20 protein-coding genes are annotated in these 17,922 nt (G+C 51.2%); all 20 read left to right on the top strand.

Translation table 11 applies throughout. The features are described 5' to 3' along the window. The 20 genes from WMO20_RS03595 to WMO20_RS03500 all read left to right on the top strand — a co-directional run bounded on the left by WMO20_RS03595 (position 1) and on the right by WMO20_RS03500 (position 17,922). Entirely contained in the window at positions 1–972 is a 972-nt protein-coding gene (locus tag WMO20_RS03595) for a carbohydrate ABC transporter permease (protein ID WP_097785621.1), read from the top strand. Between the two features lie 316 nt (positions 973–1,288). Continuing rightward, the gene (locus WMO20_RS03590) at positions 1,289–2,218 is read left to right on the top strand and encodes a dihydrodipicolinate synthase family protein (RefSeq protein ID WP_349185874.1); all 930 of its coding nucleotides are present in this window, start codon (positions 1,289–1,291) and stop codon (positions 2,216–2,218) included. A 73-nt stretch (positions 2,219–2,291) separates the two neighbouring features. After that, positions 2,292–2,741: a NanQ anomerase/TabA/YiaL family protein gene (locus tag WMO20_RS03585; protein ID WP_349185873.1), complete on the top strand. Its 450-nt coding sequence runs from the start codon at positions 2,292–2,294 to the stop codon at positions 2,739–2,741. 4 nt (positions 2,742–2,745) lie between these two features. Next, on the top strand, positions 2,746–3,450 hold the full coding sequence (locus WMO20_RS03580; RefSeq protein ID WP_097783200.1) for an N-acetylmannosamine-6-phosphate 2-epimerase: 705 nt from the start codon (positions 2,746–2,748) through the stop codon (positions 3,448–3,450). Positions 3,451–3,468: 18 nt separating this feature from the next. Next, the gene (locus WMO20_RS03575) at positions 3,469–4,398 is read left to right on the top strand and encodes an ROK family protein (protein ID WP_349185872.1); all 930 of its coding nucleotides are present in this window, start codon (positions 3,469–3,471) and stop codon (positions 4,396–4,398) included. A gap of 7 nt (positions 4,399–4,405) precedes the next feature. Next, the gene (locus tag WMO20_RS03570) at positions 4,406–5,044 is read left to right on the top strand and encodes a GDSL-type esterase/lipase family protein (protein ID WP_349185871.1); all 639 of its coding nucleotides are present in this window, start codon (positions 4,406–4,408) and stop codon (positions 5,042–5,044) included. A 259-nt stretch (positions 5,045–5,303) separates the two neighbouring features. Beyond that, positions 5,304–5,789, top strand: coding sequence for a transcription elongation factor GreA (greA, locus tag WMO20_RS03565; protein ID WP_055186361.1), 486 nt, complete (start codon positions 5,304–5,306; stop codon positions 5,787–5,789). Positions 5,790–5,801: 12 nt separating this feature from the next. Next, positions 5,802–7,313 (top strand): lysine--tRNA ligase, encoded by a 1,512-nt coding sequence (gene lysS, locus WMO20_RS03560; protein WP_349185870.1) that lies wholly within the window; start codon positions 5,802–5,804, stop codon positions 7,311–7,313. Between the two features lie 266 nt (positions 7,314–7,579). Beyond that, positions 7,580–7,846 (top strand): DUF6462 family protein, encoded by a 267-nt coding sequence (locus WMO20_RS03555; RefSeq protein WP_112148723.1) that lies wholly within the window; start codon positions 7,580–7,582, stop codon positions 7,844–7,846. Then, positions 7,843–8,070, top strand: coding sequence for a DUF6462 family protein (locus WMO20_RS03550; RefSeq protein WP_005920629.1), 228 nt, complete (start codon positions 7,843–7,845; stop codon positions 8,068–8,070). The genes WMO20_RS03555 and WMO20_RS03550 overlap by 4 nt, the downstream gene beginning before the upstream one ends. An 8-nt stretch (positions 8,071–8,078) precedes the next feature. Beyond that, a complete protein-coding gene (locus WMO20_RS03545; protein WP_349185869.1) occupies positions 8,079–8,462 on the top strand; it encodes a TnpV protein in 384 nt (127 codons plus the stop codon). Positions 8,463–8,678: 216 nt separating this feature from the next. Continuing rightward, positions 8,679–9,044, top strand: a complete 366-nt coding sequence (locus WMO20_RS03540; RefSeq protein WP_349185868.1) for a TerY-C metal binding domain-containing protein — start codon at positions 8,679–8,681, stop codon at positions 9,042–9,044. 6 nt (positions 9,045–9,050) lie between these two features. Next, on the top strand, positions 9,051–9,560 hold the full coding sequence (locus WMO20_RS03535) for a hypothetical protein (RefSeq protein ID WP_349185867.1): 510 nt from the start codon (positions 9,051–9,053) through the stop codon (positions 9,558–9,560). 22 nt (positions 9,561–9,582) lie between these two features. Then, complete coding sequence (locus WMO20_RS03530; protein WP_349185866.1) at positions 9,583–10,905, top strand: protein kinase domain-containing protein; 1,323 nt, start codon at positions 9,583–9,585, stop codon at positions 10,903–10,905. Between the two features lie 19 nt (positions 10,906–10,924). Next, complete coding sequence (locus WMO20_RS03525) at positions 10,925–11,710, top strand: vWA domain-containing protein (protein WP_243120177.1); 786 nt, start codon at positions 10,925–10,927, stop codon at positions 11,708–11,710. 28 nt (positions 11,711–11,738) lie between these two features. Continuing rightward, positions 11,739–12,968 carry a protein phosphatase 2C domain-containing protein gene (locus WMO20_RS03520; protein WP_349185865.1) on the top strand — a complete coding sequence of 410 codons (1,230 nt, stop codon included), beginning with the start codon at positions 11,739–11,741 and terminating at the stop codon, positions 12,966–12,968. A 63-nt stretch (positions 12,969–13,031) separates the two neighbouring features. After that, entirely contained in the window at positions 13,032–13,967 is a 936-nt protein-coding gene (locus tag WMO20_RS03515) for a fibronectin type III domain-containing protein (protein WP_349185864.1), read from the top strand. 15 nt (positions 13,968–13,982) lie between these two features. After that, a complete protein-coding gene (locus tag WMO20_RS03510; RefSeq protein ID WP_349185863.1) occupies positions 13,983–15,992 on the top strand; it encodes a hypothetical protein in 2,010 nt (669 codons plus the stop codon). Then, positions 15,989–16,729 carry an OmpA/MotB family protein gene (locus WMO20_RS03505; RefSeq protein WP_113620836.1) on the top strand — a complete coding sequence of 247 codons (741 nt, stop codon included), beginning with the start codon at positions 15,989–15,991 and terminating at the stop codon, positions 16,727–16,729. Before WMO20_RS03510 ends, WMO20_RS03505 begins: the two co-directional genes overlap by 4 nt. After that, positions 16,726–17,922 (top strand): hypothetical protein, encoded by a 1,197-nt coding sequence (locus WMO20_RS03500; RefSeq protein ID WP_349185862.1) that lies wholly within the window; start codon positions 16,726–16,728, stop codon positions 17,920–17,922. Before WMO20_RS03505 ends, WMO20_RS03500 begins: the two co-directional genes overlap by 4 nt.

The following is a 17,922-nucleotide window of genomic DNA, read 5'->3' as shown; positions in this document are numbered from 1 at the left end:
ATGCGTGCAACTGCTGCAAAAAAGCAAAAACCGTTGGAGCGCCATCCCAGTAAACTGAAAAAGATGAGCGCCTACGCCATTCTGGCCATCATCCTCATCAGCATTATGGCGGTGCTGTTCGCCTTCCCGCTGTACTGGATCATCACCGGCTCCTTCAAGACCGGCGCAGCCATCAACGCGACCACCCCGGAGTGGTGGCCCAGCCAGTGGGTGCTGACCAACTACCAGAAACTGTTTGCCGGGAAACGTGCCCCGCTATGGCAGCTGGCTGTGCCCTTCGGCTCCAAGTTCAGCGCCAACGGCGAGCCTGTCTACTTCTCGGTGGGTCCCATGGCTCCCGCCGCCATCCGCTGGATGATCAACACCGTGTTCATGGCCGTCATGTCCATGATCCTTACCTGCCTGACCGCCGCCATGGCCGGTTATGCGCTGGCAAAAAAGCGCTTTGTGGGCCGCAAGCTGCTGTTCACCCTCATCGTCTGCGCTATGGCACTGCCCAAGCAGGTCATCCTGATCCCCCTGCTGCGGGAGATGAGCGCACTGAACCTGTACAACACCATCTGGGCGGTCATTTTCCCCATCGTGGGTTGGCCGTTCGGCGTGTTCCTGATGAAGCAGTTCAGTGAGGGCATCCCCACCGAAATGCTGGAAGCTGCCCGCATTGACGGTGCCAGCGAGGCACGCACCTTTGTCAAGATCGTGCTGCCCATGGTCAAGCCCGGTATCGGTGCACTGGCCATCTTTACCTTCATCAACAGCTGGAACGATTACTTCATGCAGTTGATCATGCTGTCCAGCACCAGCAACCTGACCATCTCGCTGGGCATTGCAAAGCTGCAGGCAGAAAACAGCACCGACTTTGGTCTGATCATGGCAGGTGCTGCACTGGCTGCTGTGCCGATTATCATCATCTTCCTCATCTTCCAGAAGTACTTTACCAAAGGCATCGCAATGGGTGCTGTTAAAGGCTAAAATTTCGACCGCGGCCTGCGGCCGAAACAGGGAGAAATTTTTGGCGCAGCGGTCTGCAAGACGCGAGACCCGCCCAAGGGTCGAAGCGGATGCAGGGCACCGCAAGAGGGCGCTGATGCCGTTACCCGAACTGAAAAGCGTACGAGCTTGATGTTCAGGGAGAAATTTTTGGCGCAGCGGTCTGCAAGACGCGAGACCCGCCCAAGGGTCGAAGCGGATGCAGGGCACCGCAAGAGGGCATTGATGCCGCTGCCCGAACTGAAAAGCGTACGAGCATGATACAACTTACAATTATAATTAAAGAAGGGCTTGAAACATGAAAGATATCAAAAAATATCAGGGTGTCATCCCTGCCTTTTACGCCTGCTATGACGCAGAGGGCAACATTTCGGTGGAGGGTGTCAAGGCGCTGACCCGCCACCTGATCGCCAAGGGCGTCAAGGGCGTGTATGTGGGCGGCTCCTCCGGCGAGTGCATCTACCAGCACGTCGATGAGCGCAAGACAGTGCTGGAAGCCGTGATGAGCGAGGCCAAGGGCAAGCTGACCGTGATCGCTCACGTCGGCTGCAACAACACCGCCGACAGCATGGAGCTGGCACGTCACGCCGAGAGCGTGGGCGTGGACGCCATTGCCTCCATCCCGCCCATCTACTTCCACCTGCCAGAGTACGCCATTTCCAAATACTGGAACGATATGTCCGCTGCCGCCCCGAACACTGAGTTCGTCATCTATAATATCCCGCAGCTGGCAGGCACGGCGCTGACCATGAGCCTGCTGAACGAGATGCTGAAGAACCCAAACGTGGTGGCTGTGAAGAACAGCTCCATGCCCACGCAGGACATCCAGATGTTCAAGGATGCTGGTATTGCCGCCCGCGGCGAGGGCAACTTTGTGGTGTTCAACGGCCCGGACGAGCAGTTTGTTTCCGGCCGCGTCATCGGTGCAGACGGCGGCATCGGCGGCACCTACGCCGTGATGCCGGAGCTGTATCTGGCTATGAACGCCCATCTGGAAAAGGGCGAGATCGCAAAGGCTCGTGCCATCCAGTACGAGGCCAACCGCATCATCTACAAGATGTGCTCTGCCCACGGCAACCTGTATGCGGTGCAAAAGGAGATCCTGCGCCGGATGTACGGCTTGGAACTGGGCAGCGTGCGCGCCCCGATGCCCGGCCTGATCCCCGAGGATGAGTCCATCGTTGCCGCGGCACAGGCCATGATCGAAGCCGCCATCGCAAAGCTGTAACAAAATAAAAGCGCCCCTCTCCGTCTCTTTTCCAGAGGGGAGGCGGGCGCTTCTTTTATTGGAGGAAACGCAAATGATCTGCGATACCCTGCAGCATCTGGTACGGTACAGGGGACTGCACCCCAACTTGGATACCGCCATTGACTATCTGCTTACCCACGACCTTGCCGCTCTGCCGCTGGGGCGCACCGAGGTGGACGGGGACAAGGTGTTCATCAACCTGATGGACGCCACCTTGCACCCGGATGCGGGCTACCACCCGGAGTACCACAAGCTTTATGCTGATTTACAGGTAGACCTTACCGGCAGCGAGGGCTGGGGCTACACCAATCTGCCCGGCGCGGAGATCGGGGAGTTTACCGGGGACTGCGGCTTTCAGGCTAGCGCCAGCGTAGTGACCGGTGCACTGGGCGAGGGTCGATTTGTACTGTTCTTCCCGGAGGAACTGCATAAACCCGGCCTTGTACAGCACGGATGCGTCAGCGTGCGCAAGGCCGTTGTCAAGATCAGAATGGAGGAGTAAGACCATGGATAAGGAAAAGCTGTTTGCACAGATCAAGGGCGGGCTCATCGTGTCCTGTCAGGCGCTGGAGCACGAGCCGCTGTATACCAAGGAGGGCGGCGTGATGCCCCTGATGGCGAAAGCTGCCGCCATGAGCGGCGCTGTGGGCATCCGCGCCAACACCGTGCGGGATATTACCCAGATCAAGCAGGTGGTGGACCTGCCGGTCATCGGCATCATCAAAAAGGACTACCCCGGCACGCCCATGTACATTACCGTCACCATGAAGGAAGTGGACGAGCTGGTGGCCTGCGGGGTGGATATCCTTGCCGTGCAGGGCACCGGTGCGCTGCGCCCGGACGGCTCTACCTCTGCGCAGTTCATCCGCGCCATCAAGGCAAAGTACCCCGAACAGCTGGTGATGGCGGACTGCGATAACTTTGAAAACGCCATGCTCTGCGCCGAAGCCGGTGCCGACTTTGTGGGCACCACCATGCGCGGCTACACCCCCGAAACCACCGGCATTGACGATATCGACTTTGACTTCATCCGCAAGCTGTCCGCAGAGTGCCCGGCAAAGATCATTGCCGAGGGTCACATCCACTACCCGGAGCAGGCGGTCAAGGCGCTGGAAGCCGGTGCCTTTGCGCTGGTGGTGGGCGGTGCCATTACCCGCCCGGCAGAGATCACCGCACGCTTTACCGGTGCCATCAACGCCGCAAAAAAATAACACAGGGGAGTGCCTGCTATGAAACACTATCTTGGTATCGACATCGGCGGCACAGCCGTCAAGCTGGGCATCGTGGACGAAGCCGGCATGGTGCTGGCGAAAGCTGAGGAGAGCGTAAGCTTTGACGGCTACCGCACCCCCATCCTGACCACCGTGCTCAAAGCTGCACAGGCATTCCTTGCCGCGCAGAGCGTCCCGGCGGAAAGCCTTGCGGGCATCGGCGTGTCTGCCACCGGGCAGATCGACAGCCGCAAGGGCATCGTGGCGGGCACCTGCGGCAATCTGCCCAACTACATCGGCGCACCTATTAAAGCGGAACTGGAAAAGACCTTCGGCCTGCCGGTCACGGTAGCCAACGACGCCAACTGCATGACGCTGGGCGAGGTGTGGGGCGGCGGTGCACAGGGCTATACGGACGTCATCGGCGTGACACTGGGCACCGGCGTGGGCGGCGGCATCCTGACCGGAGGACGTCTGCTGGAAGGCGCGCGGGGTCTGGGCGGCGAGCTGGGTCACTACCGCACCCACGCGCTGGACGGCGTGGACTGCACCTGCGGCGCAAAGGGCTGCTGGGAGCGCTACGCCGCCACCACCGCTCTGGTGCGCGCCGCGCAGGAAAAGGACCCGGCATGGAAGGATGGCCGCGCCATCTTTGCCGCCGCAGAAGCGGGCAACGAGACCGTGCTGGCGCTGCTGGACGCATGGACGGACGAGATCGCGCAGGGACTGGCGGGCATGGTGCATATCTTCAACCCGCAGCTGATTTTGATCGGCGGCGGCGTATCTGCCCAGCAGAAGCTGCTCATCGACCCCATTGCCGCCAAGGTAAAGGCTGCTGTCATGCCCGCCTTTGCCGAAGGACTGGAAATTCGTGCCGCGCAGCTGCACAACGATGCCGGGATGGTGGGTGCTGTGTACTACTTCCGGCAGACGATGGAAAAGGAGTGATTTGGTTATGAAAAAGCATATTCTCTGTCTGGGTGATTCCAACACCCACGGCTACTGCGCCGACCCCAACGACTGCGCCGACCACGGCATCCGCTTCAACGAGGACGAGCGCTGGACCTGCCGCCTGCAAAAGGCGCTGGGCGAGGAGTATCTGGTCACAGAGGAGGGACTTTCCGGCCGCACTACCGTGTTCGTGGACCCGCTGCATGAGTCCATGGATGCACTGAGCGTGGCTTACGCCCTGCTCAAAAGCCACGAAGTCATCGACCTGCTCATCATCATGCTGGGCACGAACGACGTCAAGGAGCGCTTTGGTGCAAACGCTGCCTGCATCGGCGCGGGCATGGAGCGGCTGCTGCTCAAGGCGAAGAGCGTGGACTGCTGGGGCGGCAAGGCGCCCAACATTCTGGTGGTGGCACCGCCCTGCATCAAGGATGGCTTCCACGATGCCGTCATGGGCGCAGGCTGCGTGGAGAAATCCCGCGGGGTCGCCGAGCAGCTGCGCATCGTAGCCGAGCGGCAGGGCGTGCACTTTATGGACGCCGCCGAGTGCGAGTTCAACGAGGTGGACTTTATGCACCTGACCCGCAAGGGTCACGCCCGGCTGGCAGAGCTGCTGACCGCAGAGGTGCCGAAGCTGGTCTGAGCAAAAAGATGTCAGAGCGATCCCGGAAGGTCTGCGGACTTTCCGGGATCGCATTTTCATGTAAGCAGGGGAGAGAGCACGATTTCCGGGACGGCATGGAAAAGGCACACGGCAAGCGCCGCTTTTTCCTCCATACTGCCGCCTTTTTTGTTGACAAGGCACCGGCTTGCTATTATAATAGTGTAGTCAAAATGGCATTCCTGTGCGGCTTTGTGGCTGCGCGAAAGAAATACAGCTAATAACAAGGAGAGATTCTCAAATGGCACAAGAGATCAAGATGTCCGCTGCCGGTCTGAAGGCAATGCAGGAGGAGCTGGAATACCTCAAAACTGTCCGCCGCAAGGAGCTGGCTGAAGAGATCAAGGAAGCCCGCAGCCACGGCGACCTGTCTGAGAACAGCGAGTACGACGAGGCCAAGAATACGCAGGGTCTGGTGGAGAACCGCATCACCGAGCTGGAGCAGACCATCAAGAACGCAGTTATAATCGACGAGAGCGAGCTGAGCGTGGATAACGTCTCCGTTGGTACCCACGTCACCATCCGTGAGACCGGCGAGGACGAGGCCGAGGAATACGATATCGTGGGCCGCACCGAAGCTGACGCCTTCAACGGCAAGATCAGCGATGAGAGCCCCGTGGGTCATGCCCTGATGGGCAAGGCTGTGGGCGAAAAGGTCGAAGTGCTGCTGCCCACCGGCCAGACCGTGGAATACACCGTGCTGGCCATCACCCATTCTGCAAACTAAGTAGGAGTAACCATGGAAGAGCAAAAGAGAAACCCCGCTGCGGGTCTGTCCGAGAGCGAGCAGGTACAGGTGCGCCGCCAGAAGCTGGCCGACCTGCAGGCCGCCGGCAACGACCCCTTTACCCTGACCAAGTTCCCGCAGGACGCTTATTCTGCCGACCTGAAGGAAGAATTTAAGGAGCTGCCCAACGAGACCGACAGCGGCAAGCTGGTGGCACTGGCAGGCCGTATGATGTCCAAGCGCGTTATGGGCAAGGCAAGCTTTGCCCACCTGCGCGACGACAAGGGCGATATCCAGCTTTACGTCCGCCGCGACGAGCTGGGTGACGATGCCTACGCCGCCTTTAAAAAGCTGGACGTGGGCGACATTATCGGCGTGAAGGGCGAGGTGTTCCGCACCAAGACCGGCGAGCTGAGCGTGCGCGCCACTGAGCTGACCCTGCTGGCAAAGAGCCTGCGCCCCCTGCCCGAGAAGTTCCACGGCCTGACCGATACCGAGATGCGTTACCGTCAGCGCTATGTGGACCTGATCGCAAACCCGGAGGTGAAGGACACCTTCATCAAGCGCAGCCGCATCCTGAAGGAGATCCGCGCTTATCTGGACGAGAAGGGCTTTTTGGAGGTAGATACCCCCATCCTGACTCCGTTCGAGATCGGTGCTTCCGCACGCCCCTTCTACACCCACCACAACACCCTGAACATGGACATGGTGCTGCGCATCGAGACCGAGTTGTACCTCAAGCGCCTGATCGTGGGCGGCATGGATCGCGTGTACGAGGTGGGCCGTATCTTCCGCAACGAGGGCATGGACCCCAAGCACAACCCGGAGTTCACCACCATTGAGCTGTATCAGGCCTTTACCGATTTCCACGGCATGATGGATCTGGTGGAGGAGCTGTACAAGCGCCTTGCCCTCAAGATCTGCGGCAGTCTGGTCATCCCGTATCAGGGCAAGCAGATCGACATGAGCCACTGGGAGCGCCTGACCATGGTGGAAGCCGTGAAGAAGTATTCCGGCGTGGACTTCAACGACTGGCAGACCGATGCAGATGCCATCGCCGCCGCCAAGGCACACAACGTGGAGCTGCCCGAGGTGCCCACCAAGGGCGCCATTCTGGCCGAGTTCTTCGACGCCTTTGTGGAGGACAAGCTGATCCAGCCCACCTTCATCTACGATTACCCCGTGGAGATCAGCCCGCTGGCCAAGCGCAAGCCGGATGACCCCGCTTTCACTGAGCGTTTTGAGTATTTCATCGACTGCACCGAGTACGGCAACGCCTTCAGCGAGCTGAACGATCCTATCGACCAGAAGGGCCGCTTCGAGCGTCAGGTGGCCGAGCGCAAGGCGCTGGAGCCCGAGTGCAAGGCACAGGTGGACTACGACTACGTCAACGCACTGGAGTACGGCCTGCCCCCCACGGGCGGTCTGGGCTTCGGCGTGGATCGTCTGGTGATGCTGCTTACTGATAGCGCCTCTATCCGCGACGTGCTGCTGTTCCCCACGATGAAGCCCATCGACCAGTGAGCTACAAGAAAATTAACATAGAAACGAAAGATTTGACTTCTGATTTTCTTGCAAAAACTGTGTTATCCCTGTTTTGACATCAATTTGACAGCAAAATCCTGAAGAATCACGTCCCGTTATGAAGCGTGACGGATTTCAGATAAAAACGCACAAGGCTTGAACAAAGCTGTAAGAGCACTTCTTGGAATCATCTGAGAAGTGCTCTTTTTGTTTGCTCCTGCGGCCAACTTCTGTCAGACAGTCACAAAAAAACGGAGGATAAGATTATGAAAAACGACTATAAGACTATCAAACCCATGAAAGAAATTCCTGACCAGCTTCGCAAGTTGCGCCGCCAGTTCCTGCGCTACCAGCAGGCAGAAATCGTGTACAGCTTATCCCACAAGAAGCTGCTGGAGCTTGCCAGCGATGCCGGGGCAATCTACCGCTTCGACAGCACGGTACTTATCAACCGGGAGATTTTTGATGCCTATTTGGAACGCTTCCATGAACCTGCAAGAAAAATTACCGCGGAGGAGGTCGAGGACGAGTGAGCGGCAGTGTGTGGATGTTTTCTGACCAGATCGACGATGAAGATATGGACTTCATGCGGCATGAGTTCGTGACTTACAGCATGGCAAGCGATTATTATGGGCTGGGATTGAAACCTGTCACCCGGATGGCACATGAATGTGGGGCTATCTATAAGATTGGCCGGAAGATTCTAATTCGGAGAAGCATTTTTGAAGAGTACCTGCGCCAGCAGAGAAAGATTTGAGGTGTGCAATGGAAAAGCCGAACACTAGATTGCATGATGAAAATAATGGGCTGGACTATGTGCTGGTCGGAGATTACTACTTTCCTGCCTTGATTTTGGCAGAGGATTCTCGCCCTGTTGGTCGTTGGGGTAGAATGTACAAACGGTATCTTAAAGAACATCATTCAGCACGGTATCAGGCCCTCCTGCTGTCTGGCAGATTGAACAGCTATCTGGCTGACATTGATGCACAGGCAGAGGAACAGTTGGAGTTGCTTACTCAGCAGATAGCTGAACGTGAGGGTGTGAACGAAGAACTGAAAGCCGCAAATCAAATGGAATGGGTGCGTAGGATGAACAGTATCCAGAACCGAGCGGAGGAAGTTATTAAGGCCAAATTGATCTTTGCATAATGTCGGAGGGGCAGATACCGTATAACTTGGTATCTGCCCCTCTTATGTTTACAGACTATCGCTATAAATTGATGTAAAGGCATAAATTTCAAAATATTTTGAATGCAAAATGGAATATATTTGCATTCTCATTGACGCTCTATTGTAAAAGCATTATAATTGTTACATAAAATTCACACAAACCACACCTGTACAATTGAGCAATAGGGAAAAGTTATGACGAATGGCATAGAAGCAACAGTTGCTCTTTGCAAATGCGGAAAAGTCCACAAAGCCTACGGTGTCCGCTTTGAAAAGACTGGCAAGAAGCACTGGAAGTACACATGGGCGTTTCCTATCAAAGAATCAGCCGCAAAACATGAAGGCTACGATGAAACCACAATTATTGGTAAGATTGAGCCAACAGAAGATTATCCCGGATGTCCTTACTGTAAAGCAACTACCTTCGTAATATGCGGCACCTGTGGAAAATTGAATTGCTATAATGGTTCTAGGTTGTTCTCCTGTGGATGGTGCGGAGTACATGGTGTTGTCAGTTTGGGTTATGACGGCTCTGGCATCCGAAGCAGTGGAGATCGGTAAAAGATTATGAGTATCTTCAACAAGCAACAACAGAAACCCATGCCGACTTTCTCTGCCAGTCAGACGGTTCTTCCTTCTGCTGCAATCTCCCGGATTGAGAGTGGCAGTCTGGCAGAACTGAATGTGCCTAACTTGATGCTCAAAAAGGGCGAAAAATGCTGCTTTGTAGACAAGAGCTATGAAATGGTCGAGACAAGCATCACTCGAAATGTCCGAAAATCCGGCGGTACCAGTATGCCAAGTGTCTTTTTCAAGGGCGTTCGATACCACATGGGCAGCAGTGAATCTATCCCGGTAACGGAAACCAAGGTCGACTACATACCGGGATACCTTTATATTACCAACAAGCGCATCATTTTCACCTCGCAGAAAGGCGGCCTAGAAAAAACCATTGGTTCACTTTCTGCATTTCATCCCTATTCCAATGCGATTGGGCTTCAATTTGGGCAAAAGGTCATAAACTTTATTCTGCCTCGTGCGGATCTGGCAGTACAAACGCTTCAAATTATGACGTAAATCATCGAAAGGGTATTGCAATATGGGAAATCTAAAAGTACATGATAAGCTGGATATTCAAGCTGGGGGACAGGCTGAGGTTCTGGATGAATTTGGTTCTGGTGGTCAGGGCACAGTCTACAAGGTATCGTACAACGGTAAAACCTATGCTCTGAAATGGTATCATCCGGGAGTTTTCAAGGGAAAGGAAAATGACTTCTATAAGAACCTCGAAAACAATATCAGCAATGGTGCGCCAACGGATGCTTTTCTCTGGCCAAAAGCCATTACCAAAGTTTATAACGACCAGTTTGGTTATCTGATGGATATGCGCCCGTCTGGTTACGAAGAACTGACCAACTTTTTTGTGGGTGGCCGAAAGCAAAAACAGGCGCGTTTCAAAAGTTTCTACGCCCTCTGTACGGCAGCAATCAATATTATCGAAGCCTTCCGTGCTCTGCACAATAATGGGTACAGTTATCAGGATATCAACAACGGCAACTTCTTTATCAATCCGGAAAATGGCGATGTGCTGATTTGCGATAATGATAATGTCAGTCCATTCGGAACCAATCTTGGCATTATGGGTAAGCAGCGCTGGATGGCTCCGGAAATTGTTATGGGTAAGAATGACCCGGACAAAAACAGCGACCGATTCAGTCTGGCCGTAGTGCTATTTCGGCTGTTGTTTATCAATCACCCATTGGAAGGCCGTTACAGCACCCCTCCCTGTATGACCAAAGAAGCAGAGCAAAAATATTATGGTAGTGCTCCGATTTTTGTCTATGACCCATCCACATCGGAAAACCGTCCGATTCCGGGAACCGACCATAATCTGAAACTGTTCTGGAATGTTTATCCGGACTATGTAAAAGAAGCGTTCATCCGTGCATTCAGTCATGATGTAATGATGAAGCAGAAGCCACGCATTCTGGAAAAAGAGTGGCTGGATATTTTTATCCGCCTGCGCACGGAAATTGGCCGCTGCCCACACTGTGGGCAGGAAACGTTTTATACATTCAGGGGAAGCCACGATATTCCCTGCATGGAATGCAGCAAAAAGATTTCCATTGCAAATGCGCTGCAAATCAAAAATCAGATTTTGCCTATCTTCCCCGGCTTGAAAATCAGTTTGTGGACAGTGGACAGCTCTCTGGAAGATATCCGCACACAGGTAGCCGAAGTAGTGAAGAATCCGAAAGATCCGAAACTACTTGGCTTCCGAAACCTCAGCCAGCGCACTTGGAGCGTAAATCTGCCAGATGGTTCTCAGCGTCCCCTGCCGCCACAGCAAGTTGTACCCGTTCGCGCTGGATTTGAAATCCATTTCCTTGGTGGAACAAATGATTCTGGAATTATCAAGTAAAAGAGAAAGGTGAAGAAAAATGTCTCTGTTGGATAACGTAGCACCTGCCCCTCGAAAAGTCATGACGCTGTTTTATGTGGTCGATACCTCCGGCAGTATGTGCGGAAGCAAAATCGGCAGCGTCAACAGCGCAATGGAAGAAGCCATTACCAGTGATTTGCCGGAGATCAGCGCAGCAAACGATGATGCTGAAATCAAAGTGGCCATCATGCAGTTCAGCAGTGGTTGTTCGTGGATCACTCCGCAGAGTGGTCCTATTGCTATTGGAGATGTGATCTGGAACGATCTGAACGCAGGCGGCGTGACCGATTTGGGCGCAGCCTGTAAGGAGCTGGATAAAAAACTCTCTCGCAATGAGTATTTGAACAGCCAGACAGGAGCGTATGCTCCGGTCATTCTGCTGTTCAGTGATGGCGGCCCCACGGACAACTGGGAAAAGGAACTGAAGCAGCTGAAGCTGAACAACTGGTTCAAACACGCTATTAAAATTGCTATTGCCATCGGCGACGATGCAGATAAGGCGGTTCTGGCCGAGTTTACCGGAACGATTGAGTCCGTCATTACGGTCAATGATAAGCACACGCTGAAAGCTCTGATTCGCAAGGTCAGTGTCCGCGCATCGGAGTTCCAGAGTCACAGCAAGCAATCCGGTGATACGACCTCCAGTGCCGAGGATGATAGTGCCAAAATTGCACAGGATGCCGTCAATGAGATTAAGCAGGATGCTTCTCAGAACAGCCCTGTTTCTGGTGGTGACTCTGGTGCCATTGATGTTTCACTGGATCAGGATTGGGGCAACTGGTAAAAGCTGATTCTCGGTGGGAGGTCAAATTATGGCTGAATATTACCAGTTCGCTCATTCTGTACAAGGCTATAACCATATTAAAGCAAACAAGGTTTGTCAGGATGCATCCGGTGAGTGCCACTTTGAAGATGTATGCATTATCGCTGTGGCAGACGGTCACGGCAGCGATAACTATATTCGCACAGACCGTGGCAGTAAATTTGCGGTTTCTGCGGCTTTGACAGCTATCAAGGCCTTTGTACAGGAAGCGCGGGAAAATCATCTGTCCACTGTTCCTGATTCTGAAACCGAATTGATTCAAGTTTCCAAAAATATTCTTGCTCGGTGGTATACGCAGGTAGAAAATGATGTTGCCTGTGAACCATTCCAGCCGGAAGAACTGGCAAAAGTATCAGAGAAATATAAGCAACGGTACGCTTCCGGGCAATATAATGCCAAGGCTTATGGAACGACCCTGATTGCAGTCTGCATGACCAACGAGGGTTGGTTTGGCATCCATATTGGAGATGGAAAATGCGTTGAATTGCTGGAAAACGGGACGCTTTGCGAGCCTATCCCATGGGATGAAGCTTGTGAACAGAATATCACCACCAGCATCTGTGACAGTGATGCGATTGAAGAATTTCGTTATATAATTCAAAAGGATTTCCCTGCTGCAATTTTTATCGGAAGTGATGGCATTGATGACAGCTATTCCTCTGAGATAGAATTGCATGAACTGTATCGCAACATTTTCATTATCTTTGCAGAACATGGTACAGAAATTGGTAGCAATGAAGTCCGTGACTACTTGCCAAAAATCACCAGACGGGGCAGCGGTGATGATGTTTCCATTGCAGGCATTATTCGCACGGATCTTTCTGAAGATTCAGTCGCTAAAATTAGGCTGTGCGGCGAAGAAATCCGGCTGAAAGCCCAATTAGAAAAGGCAGAGCGCACCCATCAATCTGCCATCGAGAAGAAAAACTATATTGAAAACAACATGGAGCGAAACCGGGCGGAACTTCAGAAACTGGCGGAACGTCTGCTGGATGCTGAAGCTGGTCTAAAAGCATCGGAGGTCGCTCTTTATAAGGCGCAGGCTGAATGGAAGTCACTGCAAGCCAGACTGAACGCACTGGAACGCGATGCTGTGGGAAATGTTGCGATACAAGCTGAGGATGCAGCTGCACTTGATCCCGATGCTAATGACTTGATTTCCATTCAGGATGCGGCAAAATCGGAAGTAATGCAGGAAACTCAAGGAATTTCACATTGATTCGTCAAAAGGTCTTCGCCAGATATGGCGTGGGCCTTTTTGTGTTGTGTGTGAGGAAAGATCATGACCGAATTTGGAAGATATCTGAAACAGTGTCCAGCGGCACTCAAAGATAAAACCCGAACATTAAGTTTGCTAAAAGATGCTCTGAAGAATGACTTGCCGAAGTTTCGCGTATTGCAAGCAGCCTATGAACTTGGAATACTAGAAGCCATCCAACTCAGCAATCCGATTTCAACAGATGATAGGCTGAAAATCACGACAGGTCTTGTCAGCCAGTATGCCATGCTGGAAAACGCAGCTAAGAATGCTATTGATTATTGGCAAGACAGCGTTGATGCAGATATTCTTTATCGTGCACTTAATGATGCTGACGAGTGCAGAGAATCTCGCATAAATTCCGCTGAATCTACCGCACGACCTGCAATTCCGATAAAGCCACAACAGAATCCAGCTGAAAATCTGCTCAAGATCGAATCAATTTCGCAGGATTCTATTCGCATGGGCATTCGGCTTCAATGGAAAAAACAATCGGAAATCGAATGCTATGAAATCTGGCGGGCAAAAGAATCAGAGCAACCTGTCAAAATCAAGGAAGGTTCTTTCCCTATTCCACGGTATCAGGATTACGATGTGGAAGCTAACTGCTGCTATACTTATGCAATCCGGGGATTGAATGAATCTGGAAAAGATATTGCACATTCCGCAGATATTCAGCTGATTGCCCCAAGCAAGCCACCTGTATTTCAAATTCGAGAGTTGCAGTTTACCTTTTCTGGCCTCCAACTCAAATGGAGTATGCTTTTTGAAGCAGAAAAATATATTGTCCAGAAATACTCGGATGTCTATGGATGGACAACTCTTGCGGAGCTTCCTGTGGAGCAGACCATGTATCTGGATGCTGCCGCTCAGGGTGGAAAGACAATTAAATATAAAATCCGGTGTGTCTGTAAAAATGGCACCGCGATAGAAACCGCTGAAATTGAATTGAATTTATAAAGGAGCCAGACTACTATGAGTCTAAACCTGTTGGTGTCAATTATAATTTATGCACTCATGGCGTTTTTTGTTGGATGTGGATTCTACCATATTGTCAATCTATCAAAATATCAGAAAGACTTTGCATTAATAGGGAAAAGAATTAAAACCGATGCCCAGGCTGTTATTGATTTACAGGAGTATCTTGACGGAACGATTAGCGAGCAAAACAAATTATTTCAGTCTGATAAATTAAACGCCAAACTTGAAGAGTATCGAGCTGCGTATCAGCGAACAAAAAGCACTAGTTTTGCGGCTCCTTTTGTCGATATTACAGATTTCTTTAACGGGGAATTCTTAGACGAATTGGGACACACCGGATTCTGTGAATTGGTTCCCGGAACTATGACTGGCCTTGGAATTTTAGGAACCTTTGTTGGCTTAGTTCTCGGTGTTGGTGGATTTGACACATCCACTACAGATGCTGTTATGGTTAGTATCACCCACCTTCTTGGTGGCATGAGTACAGCTTTTTTGACAAGTATTGTTGGTGTGCTACTATCTCTTGCGTTTTCACATATCTATAAAAAGTACGTCGACAGCACAAATCAAAGCCTTGAAGATTTTGTAACTGCATTCCATGACAAGAATCTAGATGGCTCTTCCAGTAATGCCGAAAACCAGCTTTTGGGTTACCAACAGCAGCAGACCGAGTTGATGAAAAACTTTGCTACCGTCGTTTCGGAAGCTGTCAGCACCTCTATCGCTAATACCATGCGTACCGAGCTGGTTCCGATTTTCGATGAAATGAAGTCTACTGTTAAAGAGTTCAGCGAAATTGCAAGCCAGCAGCAGAAAGATGGCCTGAATCAGGTCGTGCAGGAATTTATTCGCTGCATGAACGAATCCCTGCGTGGGCAGTTTGATGAACTGGCCGCAACGATTCAGAAAACTTGCGAATGGCAGAAAGCATCTACTGAGCAGATGCAAAAAATTGTGGATAGCATTTGCGATACATCGAATGAAATTGAAAAGGTCAATGCCGTTTCCCATCAGACCGTTGAAGAAATGAACGGTTTTGTCACGCTTCTGAAGGAGTATCAGGAAAAACTCCATTCTGAAGCAGAACTCATTCAGCAGCAGATTGCAAACAGCAATGAAATCAGCGAACGGCAAGCCAATTATCTGGACAAACTGGTGGAAAGCGAAAGCCGCGTTGCTGATTTGGCGGACAACGTGAAAAAAGAAGCAGAGGCTGCACAGCAGGCCGTTGATATGCTGTCGGATCACTGCAAAGACCAGATCAGTGGTATTGTGGATGCTGCCAAGCAGGATATGGACGCGCTGGCTGCATCTACAAAGGTTTTGACTGAGGCCAGCCATTCGCAGATGGAAACGCTGGCACAGACTGCTGAAAGCGAAATGCAGCTGTTGTCCAACACTGCCGCCCAGCTTAGCGAAGAAAACCACAAACAGCTGATGGAACTGACAAAGGCATCCTCTGAGCAGATGTCTGTGATTTCCGAGGCGGCAAATAATGTGATGCAAAATAGCAAGCAGCAGATTGAGGAAGCAATCAAGGCAACACAGGCACAGTCGGAAGCTTTGATGCAGGCCACCAATGACTTCTCCGACTTTGTACAACAAGAGCACAAAAAATTGGTGGAAGCTGTGGACAAAGAGGTGTCTGGTCTGTCCAATTTTGCAGGTCAGACTACAAGCGAAATTCAGTCTGCGACTGCTGGCATGGAGAATGCGGCAAAGCTGCTGGATAAGAATCTGGATGATGTACTTGATCGCACCTTTACGTCGTTCGACAGCAGTCTGACCGATATTTCGCAGCATCTGAGCGGCACCATTGCCGATGTGCGCGATACTACCGAGGCCCTGCCGCACGTTATCCGTGAATCTCAGAAGCAGTATGAAGCGGTTCTCGCTAAACTGACAAGCCAGACCCAGACCTATCTGGATGCAATGGAAAAGCTGACAGCACTGGTTGAGCAAAAGGCTCCTGTTGTGGCTGATGAAGAAGGGAATCGTCAATGAGACGCTATACCAAACGAAATAAAAACGGCGAAAAGCTGAATTTCTGGCTTTCCTACTCTGACATGATGGCGGCATTGCTGCTGGTCTTTATTCTGATTCTATCCTGTACCCTGCTGGAAACCCGCGCAACCTATGAAGCGAAGCAGGCCGAGCTGGAAGAAAAAGAACAGATTATTCTGAATCAGCAGTCGCAAATTGATACGATTGTGGGTGTTCGTGGAGATCTGATTGATGCCCTGAGCAAAGAGTTCTCTGGTAACGACCTTTCCGTCAAGGTAGATGCACAGTCTGGTGCAATCACTTTTGATTCAACGCTGCTCTTTGGCTACAACGATGACAAACTTCAGGATTCCGGCAAGGCTTTTCTTGCAGAGTTTTTGCCGAAATATTTCTCGGTTCTGCTGGGCAAGGATTTTTCACCGTATGTCGCTGAAATCATCATTGAGGGACACACTGACACGGATGGCGGTTATATGTACAACCTGCAATTGTCGCAGAACCGTGCATTTGCCGTCGTGTCCTACTGTCTGGATGAAAACAACCATTTTCTTTCGGACAGCCAGTTAGAAGAACTGCGTGTTTTGCTGACCGCAAATGGACGTTCGTGGAGTGCACCTATTTATGCAGCGGACGGAACGGTTGATATGCAGGCATCCCGCCGTGTGGAAATCAAGTTCCGCTTAAAGGATGAGGAAATGATGAATCAGATTGCCGAAATGCTTGAGGAAACAAAATGAAAACAAGCTATAAGCCTTCTAAACTTCCGGCTATTGCTGCGCAGGTGCGGAAAGAACATCCTACAAGTTCTGAAATCAAGAATTATCAGCTTGATAATAGCTTCTTAGACGAAGTGCGCCAGTGGGCTAAACTACCCAAAGAAGATGTAGATGGAGAAGCCATTACCATTCCAATTCGCAAAGTGCGGCTGCTGGCAAATTATGTGCCAGCAAACTCTCTGCATCTTCCGCTTCTCAACCTGACAAGGATTTTATTTCTGCGCGCAAATGAAGAAATCGCACGGTCGCTCTTTATTCTCTGGCAGGATTATTTCACGAATCAAGATCTATGTTATCTCCTTTATCGTATCGTACAGGACAAGCCTGAACTGGTAAAGAAAATCGTTTCCAACACCAAACTGGAAAACACCACTATGATGCAGTGGTTTCCCAGTAAAAATATCCCCTATGCAGTCGGCAGAGAGTGTATGCGTTGGCAAAAATCTGACCGCATCCGTTTTTCTGACCGTCTGATGACGTTGGGAATCATGCCATCCACTCGGCTAGGACAGCGTTGTATTCAGGAATACCTTACTTTCTGTGATCGAACAGGCTATCTTGAAATTTCTGACCGGGATATGCTGCCTGCTTTGAAGAAGTATTCTCCGGATTCTATAAAGCTGTTCCTGAAGAATATCTTGACAGAACTGAAAGTTGAGGACTTTCAGAGATACTACCAGTGTGGCTCCTATCTTCGCAATATTTATACCAGCGATGCAGGAACGCTAAAGTATAAGAATTTCTTTTCCGGTTTCACGCCTGAGCAGGAACTCAAGTATCACCGCTGGCTGAATTATATTCTGATTCGAGAGAGCTTCTCCAAAAACAGCAATGATGAACGTCTGCAATTCTGGAGCCAATATGTTCCATATAGTACAGATGCTTATCGTGTATCTGCAAGCGAATGCCTTGTAATCGAATTTGAAATGTATAGTATTATTGAGTTTACTACGAAAACCATGGGGCCGTTATATATTTATCGCAAAGATATTTTTGAAAAATTTGTCAAGAAATATCTTAAACGCATGAATAATACGGAACTGCGGCACAGCTTGTACAATGAACTATTGCAGTACGCCACGGAAAGAATCATTCATCACGATAATTGGCAGTATAAGACCAGCCGTTATCTAATGGCGCATAGTATTATTTAA

The sequence above is a fragment of the Faecalibacterium intestinale genome (assembly GCF_040096575.1).
Taxonomy (GTDB): Bacteria; Bacillota; Clostridia; order Oscillospirales; family Ruminococcaceae; genus Faecalibacterium; species Faecalibacterium intestinale.
This window is presented reverse-complemented; position numbering and strand designations above follow the sequence as displayed.